Here is a 15137-nt window from a genome sequence, read left to right on the forward strand (position 1 = left end):
ATGTTTATGCGGAGCGGTTAAATGCGCATGGCTTTTTTCTTATCTGTTTTTTTGCTTTTTAGCGCTATAGCGCAAGCAGACAATGCTAGTTTAGCTTCACAAGTAAAAGCCTTATGGCAAGCCAAAGATTATCAGGCAGCTAAGCAATTATTGGTAGATAAAATAACCCCGAAAACCAAAGATGCCCAGTTGCTTGCTTTATGGGGCGAAACAGAAGCAAAGTTAAATAATACCGATTTAGCTGAAGAGCTATTAAAAAAAGCCGTTAAATATGAAGCTAATAATGCAGATTATCAGCATTGGTATGCAACAGCGAGTTGCAATAAAGCCACATCGGCTAGTATGTTTAGTGCTTTAGGTTATGCTAAGCGTTGTAAAAAAGCTTATGAAACTGCGCTGAAACTTGCACCAGAGCATCCTCGTAGCTACATTGCTCTAGCCAGTTATCTTGCTCAAGCTCCTAGTATAGCGGGGGGGGATAAAGATGCTGCGCTAGCTTTAGCTAACCAGTTAAAAGCAATAGATAAGTTACAAGGCTTGTTGTTAGAAATTAAGATTATTGATTTTGCTGACACGACGGACTTTGAGCAGTTTTTAGAGCAGGCTGTAGAGTTAAAGTCTCGGCCTGAACCTTATTTTTATCGAGCTCAGCAGTTAGCAGCAAAACAAGACTATACGGCCGCCATAAGCTTATTTGCACAAGCTATTCAACAGCCTGCTGTTGATGATGCCGCGTCGCAGCTAATATTAGAAAGCAGATATCAGTTAGCTCGAAATGCGATACTGGCTAAAACAAAAATAACTGAAGCTATCGCTATGTTATTGCAATTTATTGCAGAATCTACAGAAGAAGAGCGTCGAGAATGGGCTCAGTTTCGCTTGGCTCAGTTATATGCATTAAATGGTGACAAAGAATTGGCACACACTATAGTTCAGGCCCTAACATCTACTACAGAAGACGATAAACTAAAACAACAGCTAGCAGAGACGTTTTAGCAAGGAAGAGAATAGCGAAGCACTTAAAGCGACTAAATTTGTTTAATCGCTTTAAGTGCTATTTAAGCAAGCTTATTTACTTTGTTGAAACTGATAAACCGATCCTAAATCTAATAGTTGGGTTAATTCATCTAAAGCGGTGCGTGACTCAACCAATAATTGGGGATCAGCTAAGTCTGCTTCTGATAATTCATCACGGTAATGCTTATCTACCCACTGGTTTAAATCAGCAAATAGGTTGTCATTCATAATTACGTGCTGATTGACCGCGGCTTGCTCTTGTTCACTTAAAACTACCCGTAGTCTTAAACAAGCAGGGCCACCACCATTTTGCATGCTTTGCTTAACATCATAATAGTGAACTTGTTTAATTGGCGTGCCACGGCTTGTTAGTTGTTGTAAATAGCTATGTACTGTAGGGTTGTCGCGGCATTCTGTTGGCGCAATAATGGCCATCTCACCATTAGGAAGAGTGATAACTTGAGTATTAAATAAATAGGTTTTAATTGCTTGTTCAACACTAACTTCGTCTGTTTTAACTTCAATCAGATGGAGTTCTTGGTCATTGCCAAATTTACGTTGTAACTCGGCTAGTTTATTTTTGCTATCAACAAAAGCTTGTTGATGATAAAACAGCACGTTTTGATTGCCAACGGCAATAACATCGTTATGAAATACCCCTTGGTCAATTACATCAGGGTTTTGTTGCATATAGACTACTTGGTCTTGATTTAAACCGTGTAAGCGGGCTACAGCTTCACAAGCTTCTAAGGTATGTCTGGCAGGGTAGCGTGTTGGGGCAGGTTTGGTGCTATCAAAAGCGTAGCGACCAAAAACAAAAAGCTCAACACCGGTTTTGCCATACTGACTACAAAGTCTGGTATGATTTGCCGCGCCTTCATCACCAAAGTGGTCATTATCTGGTAAATGTGTATGATGCGCAAAATGCGAAGTGCTGCGAAACATAGCTTGCAGAATTTTGCCCGTCGTTACCGGTTCAAGTGAACGATGAAATTTGTTGGTAAGGTTAGCTGGGGTAAAATGTATTTTACCATCTGCGGTATCAGCACTAGGTGAAATAGTGGCAGCATTGGCAGTCCACATGCTAGATGCAGAGCACACAGCTTTAAACACTGCTGGAGCCAGTTTTGCCGCTTTTTCGATAACTTGTGTGTCTGTGCCAGTAAAGCCAAGACGACGCAGTGTGTAGGTGTCTGGGCGCTCTTGTGGTGCTAATACGCCTTGCACTAAGCCTAAATCATGTAAGGCTTTCATTTTGCTTAGGCCTTGTTTTGCTGCTTGGCGCGGGCTGGACGTATTTTTAGCGTTAGATAAAGAGGCAACGTTGCCAACAGATAACCCGGCATAGTTGTGCGTTGGTCCTACCAGACCATCAAAATTGGCTTCAAAGAATTTCATTTTTGCTTTATATCCTTTAGTTGAAATGGGCACTGTTTTTATTATTTTTGCGGCCACATAGGATGCTTCATTTGGTTTGGCGAACCTTTCGCCAGGCAGCTCGGAAAATGAGCCGGTTTGCATAATAATGAGTTTATTCACTTGTCACAACTGCGGTTTACGGATATATGTTAAAAAAGCAGCGTTGATGACATGCACAAAAAGTTAGGGATCTCAGGATTAAGATGGCTAAATCACTGGTAATAGTAGAATCACCGGCAAAAGCAAAAACGATTAATAAATACCTTGGCAATGACTTTATTGTAAAGTCGAGCGTGGGGCATATTCGTGATTTGCCAACCAGCAGTACTAAAGAGAAATCCGCAGCTAAAAAATTGCTCAGTAAAGAAGAAAAAGAGTATCAAGCTTTAGTCGACCGTATGGGCATTGACCCTGTAAACGGCTGGAAAGCACGTTATGAAATTCTTCCAGGTAAAGAAAAAGTTGTTAAAGAGCTCAAAGCGCTAGCTGATAAAGCCGACACCATTTATTTAGCAACGGACTTAGACCGTGAGGGTGAGGCAATAGCGTGGCATTTACAGCAAATTATCGGCGGTGATGAGCAGCGCTTTAAACGTGTGGTATTTAACGAAATTACCCAAAATGCTATTCAAAACGCATTTAAAGAACCGGGTGAGCTTAATGTTGACCGAGTTAACGCCCAGCAAGCGCGGCGCTTTTTGGACCGTGTGGTAGGTTTTATGGTGTCCCCGTTATTATGGAAAAAAGTAGCTAGGGGCTTGTCAGCCGGCCGAGTACAATCTGTTGCAGTGCGTTTAGTGGTAGAGCGCGAGCGCGAGATTAAAGCTTTTGTGCCAGAAGAATACTGGACACTAGTTGCCGATACACAAACCCAAGCTAAGCAAGGCTTACTATTAGATGTTACGCGTCAGCAAGGCAAAGCCTTTAAACCGGTTAATAAAGCTCAGGCTGATGCTGCGTTAGCACAATTAAATAATGCTGATTACAAGGTTGTAGAACGCGAAGATAAACCCAGTAGCAGTAAACCGCAGGCGCCGTTTATAACGTCAACGTTGCAACAAGCTGCCAGTACGCGGTTAGGTTACGGCGTAAAGAAAACCATGATGTTAGCACAGCGTTTGTATGAAGCCGGCCATATTACCTATATGCGTACTGACTCAACAAACTTAAGTGCCGATGCCGTAACGGCTTGTCGCGATTATATTGTTGAGCAGTTTGGTAAAAAATACTTACCCGAGCAGCCTCTGAGTTACGGCAGTAAAGCCAACGCACAAGAAGCACACGAAGCGATACGCCCATCAGACGTTAGTGTTATGGCGGGTAGTTTGGCCGATATGGAAGCCGATGCGCGTAAACTATACGAACTGATCTGGCGCCAGTTTATTGCCTGCCAAATGCCACCAGCACAATACGACGTTACTAATATTATTGTGCAAGCGGCTGATTTTGAACTAAAAGCCAAAGGCCGAGTATTACGTTTTGATGGTTGGACTAAAGTACAACCTGCACAAAAACGTAAAGACGAAGAAGACAACGTATTGCCTGATGTGAAACCAGGTGAAGTGTTAAGTCTTACTGAGCTGCAAAGCGCTCAGCATTTTACTAAACCGCCAGCACGCTTTAGTGAAGCAAGTTTAGTAAAAGAGTTAGAAAAACGTGGTATTGGTCGACCATCAACCTACGCATCAATTATCTCTACTATTCAAGACCGCGGTTATGTTCGGGTGGAAAATAAGCGTTTTTATGCTGAGAAAATGGGCGAAATTGTTACCGATCGCTTAGTTGAAAACTTCAACGATTTAATGAATTACGACTTTACGGCCAATATGGAGCTAAAGCTTGACGATATTGCTAACGGCCAAGCCCAATGGCGTAAAGAGCTAGACACCTTTTATGGCGATTTTTATCAGAAATTAAAGACCGCAGAAAACGATCCTGAACAAGGCGGTATGCGGGTTAATCAATTTGTGTTAACCGATATTCCTTGTGCAACCTGTGGTAGGCCAATGGGCATACGCACGGCGTCTACCGGGGTGTTTTTAGGTTGTTCAGGTTATAACCTGCCACCTAAAGAGCGTTGTACCACGACCATGAATTTAGTGTCGGGTGACGATGCGGTGGCGGTGACTAATGACGAAGAAATGGAAACTGAAGCTTTACGTCAGAAGAAACGCTGTGTTAAGTGCGGCACCGCAATGGACAGTTATCTGATTGATGAAGGCCGTAAACTGCATGTATGTGGTAATAACCCTGCTTGTACTGGCTATGAGGTAGAGCAAGGTAGCTTTAAAATTAAAGGCTACGACGGCCCACTTATTGAATGCGATAAATGCGGCTCTGATATGCAGTTAAAATCTGGCCGGTTTGGCAAGTATTTTGGTTGTACTAATGCAGAGTGTAAAAACACGCGGAAATTACTGCGTAGTGGCGAAGCGGCACCACCGAAGGAAGATCCGGTACATTTGCCTGAGCTAAAATGCGAAAAATCAGACACCTACTTTGTATTACGTGATGGCGCAGCTGGCTTATTTATGGCAGCTGCAACTTTTCCAAAATCGCGTGAAACTAGGGCGCCGTTGGTAGCTGAGTTAGCACAATATCGAGAGCGCATTTCGCCGAAGTTTTATTACCTTGCTGATGCACCGGCCAAAGATCCTGATGGTAATCCGGCTATCGTGCGCTGGAGCCGTAAAACCAAGCAGCAGTACGTTATGTCGGAAAAAGACGGTAAAGCCAGCGGCTGGTCTGCATGGTACGAAAACGGTAAGTGGATAGTGACTAAAAGCTAATAGGTAAAAGCGAAAAGGGGCTAACGTAGTTAGCCCCTTTTTTATAGTAAAAACGTAAACCCATAGTAAAACGCTACCATTTGCGTTTGGGTGCAAATAACTCATCCAAATCTTTGTTTTCTTTTTCTTCTTTTTTCTCTCGGTCTCTAAGATTGCCCTCTTTTAATTGGGTGGCAATATCTTCTAGCGCCTGTATTACTTCTGATTTTCTTGTTAGTACGTAATCATCTTGATGCGGAGTCGCACCAAGTGCGGACAGCGCTTTTTCAAAGTACTGTCGGGCTGAGCCTAACATACTATTATTACGAGCTTGATTTCCGCGTTTAATTTGGCTTTCTACATTAATTTTTAATTGCAACGCTTCAAGTCGTTTATCTTCTTGCACCACCATTTGTGTATCAACGTTACCCCTAGCGTGTTCTGCACGAAGTACCGTACGAAGCCTTTTAATGGCTTTAATCATGCCGATAAGTTGCTGATCATTGTCTGGTAAGGTTATTGATTCAGCAACGACACCTGCGTCAGCCGCCGGCTCAGCAAGGCGCTTTTCTGTTTCTTGTAAACGTTGTTTTATGTCACGACTGCCGGATTCTAATTCAACCATTGCCTTTAATGTCAACGCAATGCGCTTTAATAACATATTGCTAAGCGTAGGCGACATCGGCACGTTAGCGGAATTAACTAATAGTTCTTCAGTGTCTTCCAGTACGGTACGTAATTTACCAAACTCGGCGCGTTTTAACGTAGCAAGGCGTTCTTTATGTTGTTGAATTGCATTTACTATTATTGCGATAACTACCAGTGCAATAACGAGCGTTATAATTAAGGTTAACAGCATTTAAACCCCATTTTCACCTGCGCATTTATTATTATATTAATCACAAAACGGCTGAAATAACAGCTATCAGTATTTTTCATGGCAAAGATACGCAGAATACACCACCACCGAGTTTGCCACCATTGCTTAAATTTACGGTGCCGCGCTCACCTTTGTTAAAGTGCGCGGCAGCAATGAGTTTCGCAAAAAATATGCCTAACCCTGTGTGGTTATTGGCAAGATCGGGCGTATTCATATCAAAATCGGTATTGCTGAGCATAAATGCCGGAAAACCTGGGCCGTCGTCATGCACCTCTATAACTAATTTATTATCTTGCTGCTTAATGTGTAATAAAATTGCGGATTTGCAATAACGTAAGGCATTAGCCACCGCATCATTAATTAGATTTATAATGAGGTCGTAATCAAAAAACCAACGTAAATCTGGTTCGTGGTCTACCGTAACCGTTAAACGTTGTTGCTCGGTAAAAAACTGATTTTTAAGCAGTACCTCTTCGGTAATATCAGACAGATAATACTCATCAACCTGCACTGGCATTTGGTTGCGCTCAAAACGATACAATGACAGCAATTGCAGTAAGTTGGAGTTTAGCCGGTTAGCTTCATAGCTTAACCGTGCTAGTTCATCGCGCGCCGTTTCGGATAGCTGTTGGCGTTCCTGTTGAATAAGCTCGGTAGACTGAATAAGCATGCACAATGAGTTTTTCATATCGTGTACTGTTGATGCCAAGACCGAGGCAAAATCAATGCTTGGGATGCTATTATGCATATATTCTCCATAATGGTGTATCACGCGTAATGCTTGTTATACCGCGGCCTCGTTATTTTTTTAGCTATGATTTAGTTATAACGCGCCGCAAATTAAAAATAAGTTGGAATATCTTACTATAGATGTATATTAAACAATGATATGCCATTACCGGACCAGTAACACATGAAATTGCAGCAGTTGCGCTATATTGTTGAAGTTTTAAACCATAATCTGAACGTATCTTCTACTGCCGAAGGGCTTTTTACCTCACAGCCGGGCATTAGTAAACAAGTGCGTATGTTGGAAGATGAATTAGGTATTCAGGTGTTTGGCCGAAGCGGCAAACATTTAACGCACGTGACGCCTGCTGGGCAGGAAGTTATAGAAATTGCCCAGCAAATTCTGGCAAAAGTTGAAAGCATTAAGTCAGTAGCGAAAGAATATACGCTACCTGATCAGGGTAAGCTAAATATAGCGACTACCCATACACAAGCGCGTTATGCACTGCCGCCGGTTATTAGTGGTTTTATGCAGAAGTTTCCGAAGGTGTCGCTGCATATGCATCAAGGAACACCGCAACAGATTTCTGAAGCGGCATCTCGCGGAGATGCGGATTTTGCTATTGCTACTGAGGCGCTGCATCTATACAACGATTTAATTATGTTGCCTTGTTATCACTGGAATCGCAGCGTTATTGTGCGTAAAGATCATCCATTGTTGCAGTTGGGTAAGCCGGTAACGATAGAAGATATTGCCCAGCATCCGATTGTAACTTATGTTTTTGGTTTTACTGGCCGCTCAGAGCTAGATCGTGCTTTCGCTGCTAAAGGCTTAGAGCCTAAAATTGTTTTTACCGCTACTGACGCAGATGTAATTAAAACCTATGTCCGACTTGGTTTAGGCGTGGGCGTGATAGCGTCAATGGCAATGGATAAAGAGTTAGATAAAGATTTAGTAGCAATAGATGCTAGCCACTTATTCGATGCGTCGACGACAAAAATTGGTTTTCGAAAAGGGACTTTTTTGCGCACCTACATGTACGATTTTATAGAACGCTTTGCCCCACATTTAACCAAAGATGTGGTAGAAAAAGCTAACTTGCTGCGTAATCAAGATGAAATAGACCGCATGTTTGCCCGCTTTAGCTTACCCATCCGCTAGTTTCCTGCGTTAATTCAGTAGCATCAAGCCGTTTTATCTAATGAAACGGCGTTGCCTAGTTGCAAATAAGAATAGTTATCAGTATCATGCCCGCCATGTTTAGTTAATCGTAAATTGTGTATGAGCAAATTTTCGCGCGGCCCAGTATTAGCGAAGTTTATACGGGCAACGCATAGCTATAGCTCGATGTTGGTGCTGGTATTGCTGCTATTTTTCGCCATAACAGGCATAACACTCAATCATCCTGAGTTAATACAGAGCAAAGCAGGTCAACATAGCCAGCAGCTTGAGCTTACGCTGCCTACGCATTTACGTTTCTCCAGTTTACCAAGCGCAAGTGAAGAGCAGTATAAAATAGCTGAGCAGTTTCGCCAGTGGTTAAGTGAAACCTATCAGGTACAAGCGTCGGTATTTAGTTACCAGTTTGAACCTGACGATATGCTGCTTGAACTGTATTTTAAGCGCCCAGCGGGTTATGCCAGTGTGGTAGTTAATTTTAGCGAAGACAAAGCCGAGTTAGATAGCGAGTTTTCTGGTTACTTGGCATTGCTAAATGATTTACATAAAGGGCGTGACGCAGGGCTTAGTTGGTTAGTGCTAATTGATTTAACGGCGTTGGCTTGCATTATCTTTGCGCTTACGGGGTTCTATTTAATTTTAAAACAACCTTCGCGCCGTTCTATAGGTAATAGTTTGGCGATGATAGGCGTATTTATAACGCTATTTGCATATTTTTTATCAGTACATTAAGTCGACTTAAGCATAATTTAAACAGGAGTGAGTTATGAGGTTAGTTAAAACCAGCTTGTTGGGATGTGTTATTGCGTTGCTATGGGCTAATAGTATTAATGCTGCGGCAACTGAAATAAGTTTGCAATTACCACAAATAGAGACAAGCCAGTATCATCGGCCTTATGTTGCAGTTTGGGTGGAAGATGCACAGCAGCAGCCAGTAAAACTGATTGCTTTGTGGGTGCAAAAGCCGGACTGGCTGAAAGATTTACGTCGCTTTTGGCGCAAAATTGGCCGCAGTGATACCGCATTAGTTGATGCTGTAAGTAGCGCGACGCAAAAGTCGGGTAGCTATACGTTGCAGTGGGACGGTAAAGATGATCAAGGCCGAGAACTGACTGCCGGAACATACACTTTGTTAGTTGAAGCAGCAAGAGAGCAGGGCGGCCGCAGTTTGGTAAAACACGAGTTTAAGTGGCCAGCAACAGGCGCTTTTATTGAGATTGCGGCTGAGGGCGAGCTGGGCAATATTTCTGCGCGTTTACGTTAATTAAGCACAAGTTAATTTATAATAAGGACGAATTTATGTTAAAAAAAGCTGTAGTACTTCTGTCATCTTTATTGGTTACAGGTAGCTTAAGTGCACACACCTTATGGGTTATGCCGAGTCATTATGTGTTATCTAAACCCAACAGTTGGATTGCCGTTGATGCGTCTGCCGGTAATATGACCTTTGTCGCAGATAAAGGCATCGCGTTAACCGCTTTAAAAATGTATCAGCCAGACGGTAGTGCTAAAGTGATTACCGATGTCTATCAAGGTAAGCGTAAATCGATGGCCGACGTGCAACTGGGCGGTGACGGCACCTACCGTTTAGAGCTAGCAAATCCAGTACGTTTTTTTACTAGCTATGAGTTAGCTGGTGAAAAGAAACGCCTAATGGCAAATAAAGCCGAGCGTAGCGCACAGTTACCTAAAGGTGCCACTAACGTTGAAACAGTGCAAATGCGTAGCCGCAATTTTGCTTATATTACCGTTAATGCGCCAACAAACACCGTGTTAAAATTGCAAGGTGAAGGCTTAGAGCTTAGCAGCAAAAACCATCCGGCCGATGCCGTGGCCAATGAAGAGCAGCAGTTTGTTTTTAACTTAAATGGCAAACCGCAAGCTGGAGTTAAAGGCATATTGTCTTTTGATGGCGAATTATACCGTAACGAAGCCGGACGCATAGAGTTTGAAACCAACAGTGAAGGCCGTTTTAGCTTTACGCCTGAACAGGCTGGGCGTTATTTAATAGAAGCATCTTATTCAGCTGATATGGCAACTGATGTTGCTGATAAGGTACGCGAGTCTATTACCTATAGCTTTGAGGTCGCACTACCATAAATTCGCAATTATATAGCGCGTTATAACAAAGCCAGCCTAATGTATTAGGTTGGCTTTGTGCTATTTGTTACACTGTGCATTATCTTATTTACTCTTTAAAACGGTAATATTAGGAAAACCATGCGCATTTATGCTGACGAAAATATGCCGTTAGTGTCACAGTTTTTCTCCGACATTGGCACTGTAAGTTTGTTTAATGGCCGCACTGTTAGTGCACAACAGCTCAATGACGCCGATATTATACTGGTGCGCTCAGTTACCGATGTTAACGAGGCACTATTACAATTAAACACTAAAGTGCGTTTTGTCGGCACCGCCACTATTGGCACCGATCATATAGATCACGCTTATTTAGCGTCGCGTAGTATTGCCTTTTCCAGCGCCCCGGGTTGCAATGCGCAGTCGGTTACCGAATATGTGCTGGCTAGCCTTTGGTGCTTGGCACAAAAGTACCAATGGGATCTTAGTCATAAAACGGTTGGCATTGTCGGTGTGGGTAATATTGGTAGCCGTTTGGCTAACGCGCTGCAAGCATTAAACATTACTACGCTACTTTGTGATCCGCTGCGTGCTGCACAAGAGTCCGATTTTGCCCATTCCGATTTTCAGCAATTATGTCAGCATTGCGATATTATCAGTTTTCACACGCCGCTTTGTACTAGTGGTAACTTTCCAACAAAGTACCTGCTAAATGCACAAACATTGGCGATGTTAAAGCCAGATTGCGCCATTATTAATGCCTCGCGTGGTGCAGTAATTGATAACAATGCCTTGTTGCACGATTTACAAACGGCGCAACAACGCCGTGCCATTGTGCTTGATGTATGGGAGCATGAACCCAACATTATGACGGCGCTATTGCCTTATGTAGATATTGCTACGGTGCATATTGCTGGTCATAGCATAGAAGGCAAAGCTCGAGGCACAGAAATGCTGTATCAACGCTGTTGCGAGCTGTTAAATATCCCTATTACCAAGCAGTTGACACAGTTTTTACCTGCTCCTGCATTTAAAGATATTCATATTAGTGAAAACTTTGGGCTTCCAGATGTCCAAAATATAGCAAGACTGTTATATGATGTGCGCCGTGATGATGCAATACTGCGCCAATATCTGCATAAACAAGGTTTTGACTGGCTGCGTAAAAATTATTCACCGCGGCGAGAGTTTAGCTCATTACAAATTCGCGCTAGCGTAATACCTGATTACCTAAGGCAATTAGGGTTTGGCATAGCATAATAACTAGAGGAACGGTCATGGCTTCGCAATATAACATTGCTGTTTTAGGCGCAACAGGTTTAGTTGGGCAACATATACTTGAAATTTTAGAGCAGCGCGACTTTCCCGTTGGCGAGCTTTTCCCGCTGGCAAGCAGTCGTTCAGCTGGTGGTACAATAACCTTTAAAGGTAAGAAAGTTAAAGTTATTGATGCCGATACCTTTGACTGGTCGCAAGCTCAAATTGGCTTTTTTTCCGCCGGTGGTAATGTTTCGGCTATCTATGCACCAAAAGCTGCTGATGCCGGTTGTGTGGTTATAGATAACACCTCGCACTATCGGTATGAGCCCGATATTCCCTTGGTAGTGCCAGAAGTTAATGCACACGCTATTGCCGATTATCGTAACCGTAATATTATCGCTAACCCAAATTGTTCAACGGTACAAATGCTGGTCGCATTAAAGCCAATTCATGATGCCGTTGGTATTAGTCGTATTAATGTGGCCACTTATCAATCAGTAAGCGGTGCTGGACAGGACGCGGTAGAAGCTTTAGCGCATGAAACCTCACAATTGCTAAATGGTCGCCCCATTGAAAATGGCGGGCAATTTGCACGACAAATAGCGTTTAACGTTATTCCGCAAATCGATGTGTTTATGGACAACGGTTACACCAAAGAAGAAATGAAAATGCACTGGGAAACCCAGAAAATTTTCGGTGATAGCAGCATTTCTGTTAACGCAACGGCAGTAAGGGTTCCGGTGTTTTTTGGCCATGCTGAAGCTATACATATTGAAACGCGCATGCCCATTAGTGTAGATCAGGTAAAAGCCTTACTAGCTGATGCACCAGGGGTAGTATTATTAGAAAACAATGCTGACTTTCCAACCCAAGTGTGCAGTGCTGTGGGCAAAGATGACGTATTTGTTGGCCGTATTCGCCAAGATATATCGCATGAAAACGGCATTAATTTGTGGGTTGTTGCTGACAATATCCGTAAGGGTGCTGCGACAAATAGTATTCAAATTGCCGAGCATTTAGTTCGAGATTATTTATAAACCTTATCAGGGCTCTCGTTTAGAGCCCTTTTACTTTGCGCACAAATAACCTCATCTTGTTAACAAAGGTTATAAAGACTAGTCAGAACCCGTTTAGTGCTTTATATTTTGCCATAGAGATACAACGCCACTAGTTGGAACATTGCTTGCATTGAAACTAAAGTCAGGTGGTTAAGCTGCCGATATTCTATGTATATGCGCCTGAATTTGGGGTAGGGACCGTTAATGCCTTTGTTATTTTTGTTCGTAATTGCCGTGTCTGTCAATTTTCTGTCATTCGTCCAGGCTCAGGAAAGTACAGTACAAATTCGCGGCCCTCGTAGTACCGATGCTGCGCCAGCGCCTTTAACTATTGGCCCGCTAAGCCCATCTGACACCTTATGGCGCGTTGCTGAGCGTATTAAACCTGAAGGAAATATTAGCCTGTATCAGGTTATGTATGCGCTGTATTTGAAAAACCCAGATGCCTTTTTAGATAATAACTTAAACCATTTACGCCCTGGAGTTGTGCTTGTTTTGCCAAGTTTGCAAGATATACAGCAAATTGACATAAATGTTGCGCGACAGAAATCTGAGCAGGACGACAAAGACTGGGCAAAACGGCAAAAAGCGGCCGTAGTAAAAAGTGTAACGCCGAAAAAACCAGAACCTATAGAGACAGTTGAACCTAAATGGCAAGCCGAGCTTGAGCGAATAGGGCAGCAGCGGCGTCAAGATTTAGATAGCTTGCGTGGGCAGTTTGCTGACTCAATGCAGCAAGTTACGGCGATAGTAGAAGAAAATCAGCAGTTAAAAAACAGCTTAATAAGCGTAGAGCAAGAACTTGCTCTGATTAAAGCCCAGTTAGGCGAAGACAGCGAGTTACAGCTGCAAATTAAACAACTGTTAGCGCAACAAGCCGAGCTACTGCAAGCAAAAGTTGAGCAAGATAGCGCTGCTGAGCAAAATGATTGGCAGCAATGGTTTAAAAACCCAATAGTCTGGATTTTAGCCGCATGCGCGCCAGCCCTACTTATCTTATTTGGTATTTTGCTTTGGGTTAAAAAACGCGGCCAACGCACAGAAAAAGTATTAAGTGCGGCCGCAACTGAACCCGTAATTGACCCTTCATATCATTCACCTTTACCGCCACTGGACGAGAGTAGCGATTTAGACGAAAGCTTATTTGAAATAGATGATGCCTTATTAGAGGACGCCTTTAATGACGTAGCAGATTTACCTAGCGACCAGTTACCTGATGATATGCTCACTTTTGATGATGCGCTGTCTTTTGAAGATGACAGCTTATTGCCAGCAGACATCAATACTGCAGAGCAAAATGCTGTGCCCGATTTTGATCCAGACAATATCTTGTCTGACACCGATTTATCGGCGCTGTTAGCGGCAGACGATGATGACGATGACATTATTGAACTGGCAGACGAACATTTTGATATTGACGATGTACTTGACGCTACTCAGAAGCAAACTTCGGCACCACAGGCTGATATCGAAAACATTGACGTTATTGATACGCCAGTAAATGAAATTGAGCTAGAAGATAGTGAAGAGTTTGATATTGATGATCTGATTGATGACATTAACTTTGAGCAACAAGAAGATGAGCAAACTTATCCTGAGCTAGCTGAACCTGCGTTGCAAGAGCTGCAATTAAAGCAAGCACTCACCGACACAACGCCCGTTGCAGAGCAAGATGTTGATAGCATTGATGATATTTTAGATATCGATGTTAGCGACATGGTTGATAATAGCGTGCAATTAGACCGTTTTGATAGCTCAGAATTAGATGAGTTTGCCGAAAGCCTTGCGGCTGAGAGTGATGCGTTAAGTTTAGCTGAATCACTACAAGAGCACACAGCTAACGAACTTACTGATAGTGATGAGGCAATGCTTAACGCTGAATTGGCCGAGTTGCTGGATCAGGTTGACAACAATGCTGCTGATATAAAGAGCGAACAGTTTGTTGCTGATAACGACAACAGCATAGCGAATGATGAGCCAGAAGACGCATTGTTAGCATCTTTAGATTTGACAAAAGCTGATGATGCGTCTGTGGTGAAACCAACAGAAGCCGCACTGTCGGTAGAGAACCCAAGTAAAATATTGGCGCAGTATCCTGAACTAGAACTTACGGATGAGTTAACTAATGCTGATGAGTTTGCCGAATTATTGTTGGATGACGAGCTACCCGCTGATGATGATCTAACAGAGTTAGATGAGTTAGATGAGTTAGATGAGTTAGATGAGTTAGACGCAGACCAAAATATTCTATCTGAGAATGGCGAAGAGCTAGAGCTTGACCCCATTCCTGATGCCCAATTTGACTCGCTAATGTCTGAATTAGAAGCCATGGCTGATAACCTTGAAGCTATGAGTGCGGAGCAAGACTCGTCGATTGAACCACAGGTTATAGCGCCGCCTAGTGCATCAGACGACGGCGGATTTGATTTTAACGATGACGATTTTGTGGAAATAGACAGTTTACTAGCCAATGCTGAGCTGCAAGAGCACGATGTAGATCGCTTTAATCAGCTAAATGTTGATGTTGGCTTAGATGATTATGCTGACATTATTGGTGAGCATGAGCGTAGAGACGTAGACCGAGAAGATAATGGTTATTCGGCTAAGCTTGATTTAGTGCGCGCTTATATTGAAATGGATGACAGCGAAAATGCCGATTTATTATTAGATGACATACTGGCCTCAGATGCGCCAGAACATGTTAAATCTGAAGCACAAAGCCTAAAGCAATAAGTCAGCTGCGCTAA

Annotated in this window: 12 protein-coding genes; 9 read left to right on the top strand and 3 right to left on the bottom strand. The window is 42.9% G+C overall.

The window, feature by feature from the left end:
• Positions 1 to 21: 21 nt before the first annotated feature.
• A complete protein-coding gene (locus E0Z06_RS04915; RefSeq protein ID WP_132582437.1) occupies positions 22 to 996 on the top strand; it encodes a hypothetical protein in 975 nt (324 codons plus the stop codon).
• A gap of 72 nt (positions 997 to 1068) precedes the next feature.
• Here the strand turns inward: E0Z06_RS04915 and astB are convergent, their stop codons facing one another.
• A complete protein-coding gene (astB, locus tag E0Z06_RS04920; RefSeq protein WP_132582439.1) occupies positions 1069 to 2415 on the bottom strand; it encodes an N-succinylarginine dihydrolase in 1347 nt (448 codons plus the stop codon).
• 224 nt (positions 2416 to 2639) lie between these two features.
• Between astB and topA the strand changes: the two genes are divergently transcribed.
• On the top strand, positions 2640 to 5225 hold the full coding sequence (gene topA, locus E0Z06_RS04925) for a type I DNA topoisomerase (RefSeq protein ID WP_132582441.1): 2586 nt from the start codon (positions 2640 to 2642) through the stop codon (positions 5223 to 5225).
• A gap of 73 nt (positions 5226 to 5298) precedes the next feature.
• Here the strand turns inward: topA and E0Z06_RS04930 are convergent, their stop codons facing one another.
• Positions 5299 to 6063, bottom strand: a complete 765-nt coding sequence (locus tag E0Z06_RS04930; protein ID WP_132582443.1) for a hypothetical protein — start codon at positions 6061 to 6063, stop codon at positions 5299 to 5301.
• Positions 6064 to 6139: 76 nt separating this feature from the next.
• On the bottom strand, positions 6140 to 6832 hold the full coding sequence (locus tag E0Z06_RS04935; RefSeq protein WP_132582445.1) for a HAMP domain-containing sensor histidine kinase: 693 nt from the start codon (positions 6830 to 6832) through the stop codon (positions 6140 to 6142).
• 165 nt (positions 6833 to 6997) lie between these two features.
• Here E0Z06_RS04935 and cysB point away from each other — a divergent pair, with 165 nt between their 5' ends.
• The 7 genes from cysB to E0Z06_RS04970 all read left to right on the top strand — a co-directional run bounded on the left by cysB (position 6998) and on the right by E0Z06_RS04970 (position 15123).
• Positions 6998 to 7975, top strand: a complete 978-nt coding sequence (cysB, locus tag E0Z06_RS04940) for an HTH-type transcriptional regulator CysB (protein ID WP_132582447.1) — start codon at positions 6998 to 7000, stop codon at positions 7973 to 7975.
• Between the two features lie 120 nt (positions 7976 to 8095).
• Positions 8096 to 8725 (top strand): PepSY-associated TM helix domain-containing protein, encoded by a 630-nt coding sequence (locus E0Z06_RS04945; protein WP_132582449.1) that lies wholly within the window; start codon positions 8096 to 8098, stop codon positions 8723 to 8725.
• Positions 8726 to 8759: 34 nt separating this feature from the next.
• Positions 8760 to 9257 (top strand): DUF2271 domain-containing protein, encoded by a 498-nt coding sequence (locus tag E0Z06_RS04950; RefSeq protein WP_132582451.1) that lies wholly within the window; start codon positions 8760 to 8762, stop codon positions 9255 to 9257.
• A 35-nt stretch (positions 9258 to 9292) separates the two neighbouring features.
• Positions 9293 to 10093: a DUF4198 domain-containing protein gene (locus E0Z06_RS04955; protein ID WP_132582453.1), complete on the top strand. Its 801-nt coding sequence runs from the start codon at positions 9293 to 9295 to the stop codon at positions 10091 to 10093.
• Between the two features lie 120 nt (positions 10094 to 10213).
• A complete protein-coding gene (locus E0Z06_RS04960; RefSeq protein WP_132582455.1) occupies positions 10214 to 11332 on the top strand; it encodes a 4-phosphoerythronate dehydrogenase in 1119 nt (372 codons plus the stop codon).
• A gap of 17 nt (positions 11333 to 11349) precedes the next feature.
• Positions 11350 to 12369 carry an aspartate-semialdehyde dehydrogenase gene (locus E0Z06_RS04965; protein WP_132582457.1) on the top strand — a complete coding sequence of 340 codons (1020 nt, stop codon included), beginning with the start codon at positions 11350 to 11352 and terminating at the stop codon, positions 12367 to 12369.
• A gap of 225 nt (positions 12370 to 12594) precedes the next feature.
• The gene (locus tag E0Z06_RS04970) at positions 12595 to 15123 is read left to right on the top strand and encodes a FimV/HubP family polar landmark protein (protein WP_132582459.1); all 2529 of its coding nucleotides are present in this window, start codon (positions 12595 to 12597) and stop codon (positions 15121 to 15123) included.
• Positions 15124 to 15137: the final 14 nt, after the last annotated feature.

Origin of the sequence: Rheinheimera sp. D18 (genome assembly GCF_004345025.1) — a bacterium.
GTDB lineage: Bacteria > Pseudomonadota > Gammaproteobacteria > Enterobacterales > Alteromonadaceae > Alishewanella > Alishewanella metallidurans.

Bases quoted from the DNA above. Each gene is read 5' to 3' on its own strand.
- topA (WP_132582441.1), top strand. From the start codon at position 2,640: ATGGCTAAATCACTGGTAATAGTAGAATCACCGGCAAAAGCAAAAACG.
- E0Z06_RS04935 (WP_132582445.1), bottom strand. From the start codon at position 6,832: ATGCATAATAGCATCCCAAGCATTGATTTTGCCTCGGTCTTGGCATCA.
- astB (WP_132582439.1), bottom strand. From the start codon at position 2,415: ATGAAATTCTTTGAAGCCAATTTTGATGGTCTGGTAGGACCAACGCAC.
- E0Z06_RS04955 (WP_132582453.1), top strand. From the start codon at position 9,293: ATGTTAAAAAAAGCTGTAGTACTTCTGTCATCTTTATTGGTTACAGGT.
- cysB (WP_132582447.1), top strand. From the start codon at position 6,998: ATGAAATTGCAGCAGTTGCGCTATATTGTTGAAGTTTTAAACCATAAT.
- E0Z06_RS04945 (WP_132582449.1), top strand. From the start codon at position 8,096: ATGAGCAAATTTTCGCGCGGCCCAGTATTAGCGAAGTTTATACGGGCA.
- E0Z06_RS04930 (WP_132582443.1), bottom strand. From the start codon at position 6,063: ATGCTGTTAACCTTAATTATAACGCTCGTTATTGCACTGGTAGTTATC.
- E0Z06_RS04965 (WP_132582457.1), top strand. From the start codon at position 11,350: ATGGCTTCGCAATATAACATTGCTGTTTTAGGCGCAACAGGTTTAGTT.
- E0Z06_RS04915 (WP_132582437.1), top strand. From the start codon at position 22: ATGCGCATGGCTTTTTTCTTATCTGTTTTTTTGCTTTTTAGCGCTATA.
- E0Z06_RS04970 (WP_132582459.1), top strand. From the start codon at position 12,595: ATGCCTTTGTTATTTTTGTTCGTAATTGCCGTGTCTGTCAATTTTCTG.
- E0Z06_RS04960 (WP_132582455.1), top strand. From the start codon at position 10,214: ATGCGCATTTATGCTGACGAAAATATGCCGTTAGTGTCACAGTTTTTC.
- E0Z06_RS04950 (WP_132582451.1), top strand. From the start codon at position 8,760: ATGAGGTTAGTTAAAACCAGCTTGTTGGGATGTGTTATTGCGTTGCTA.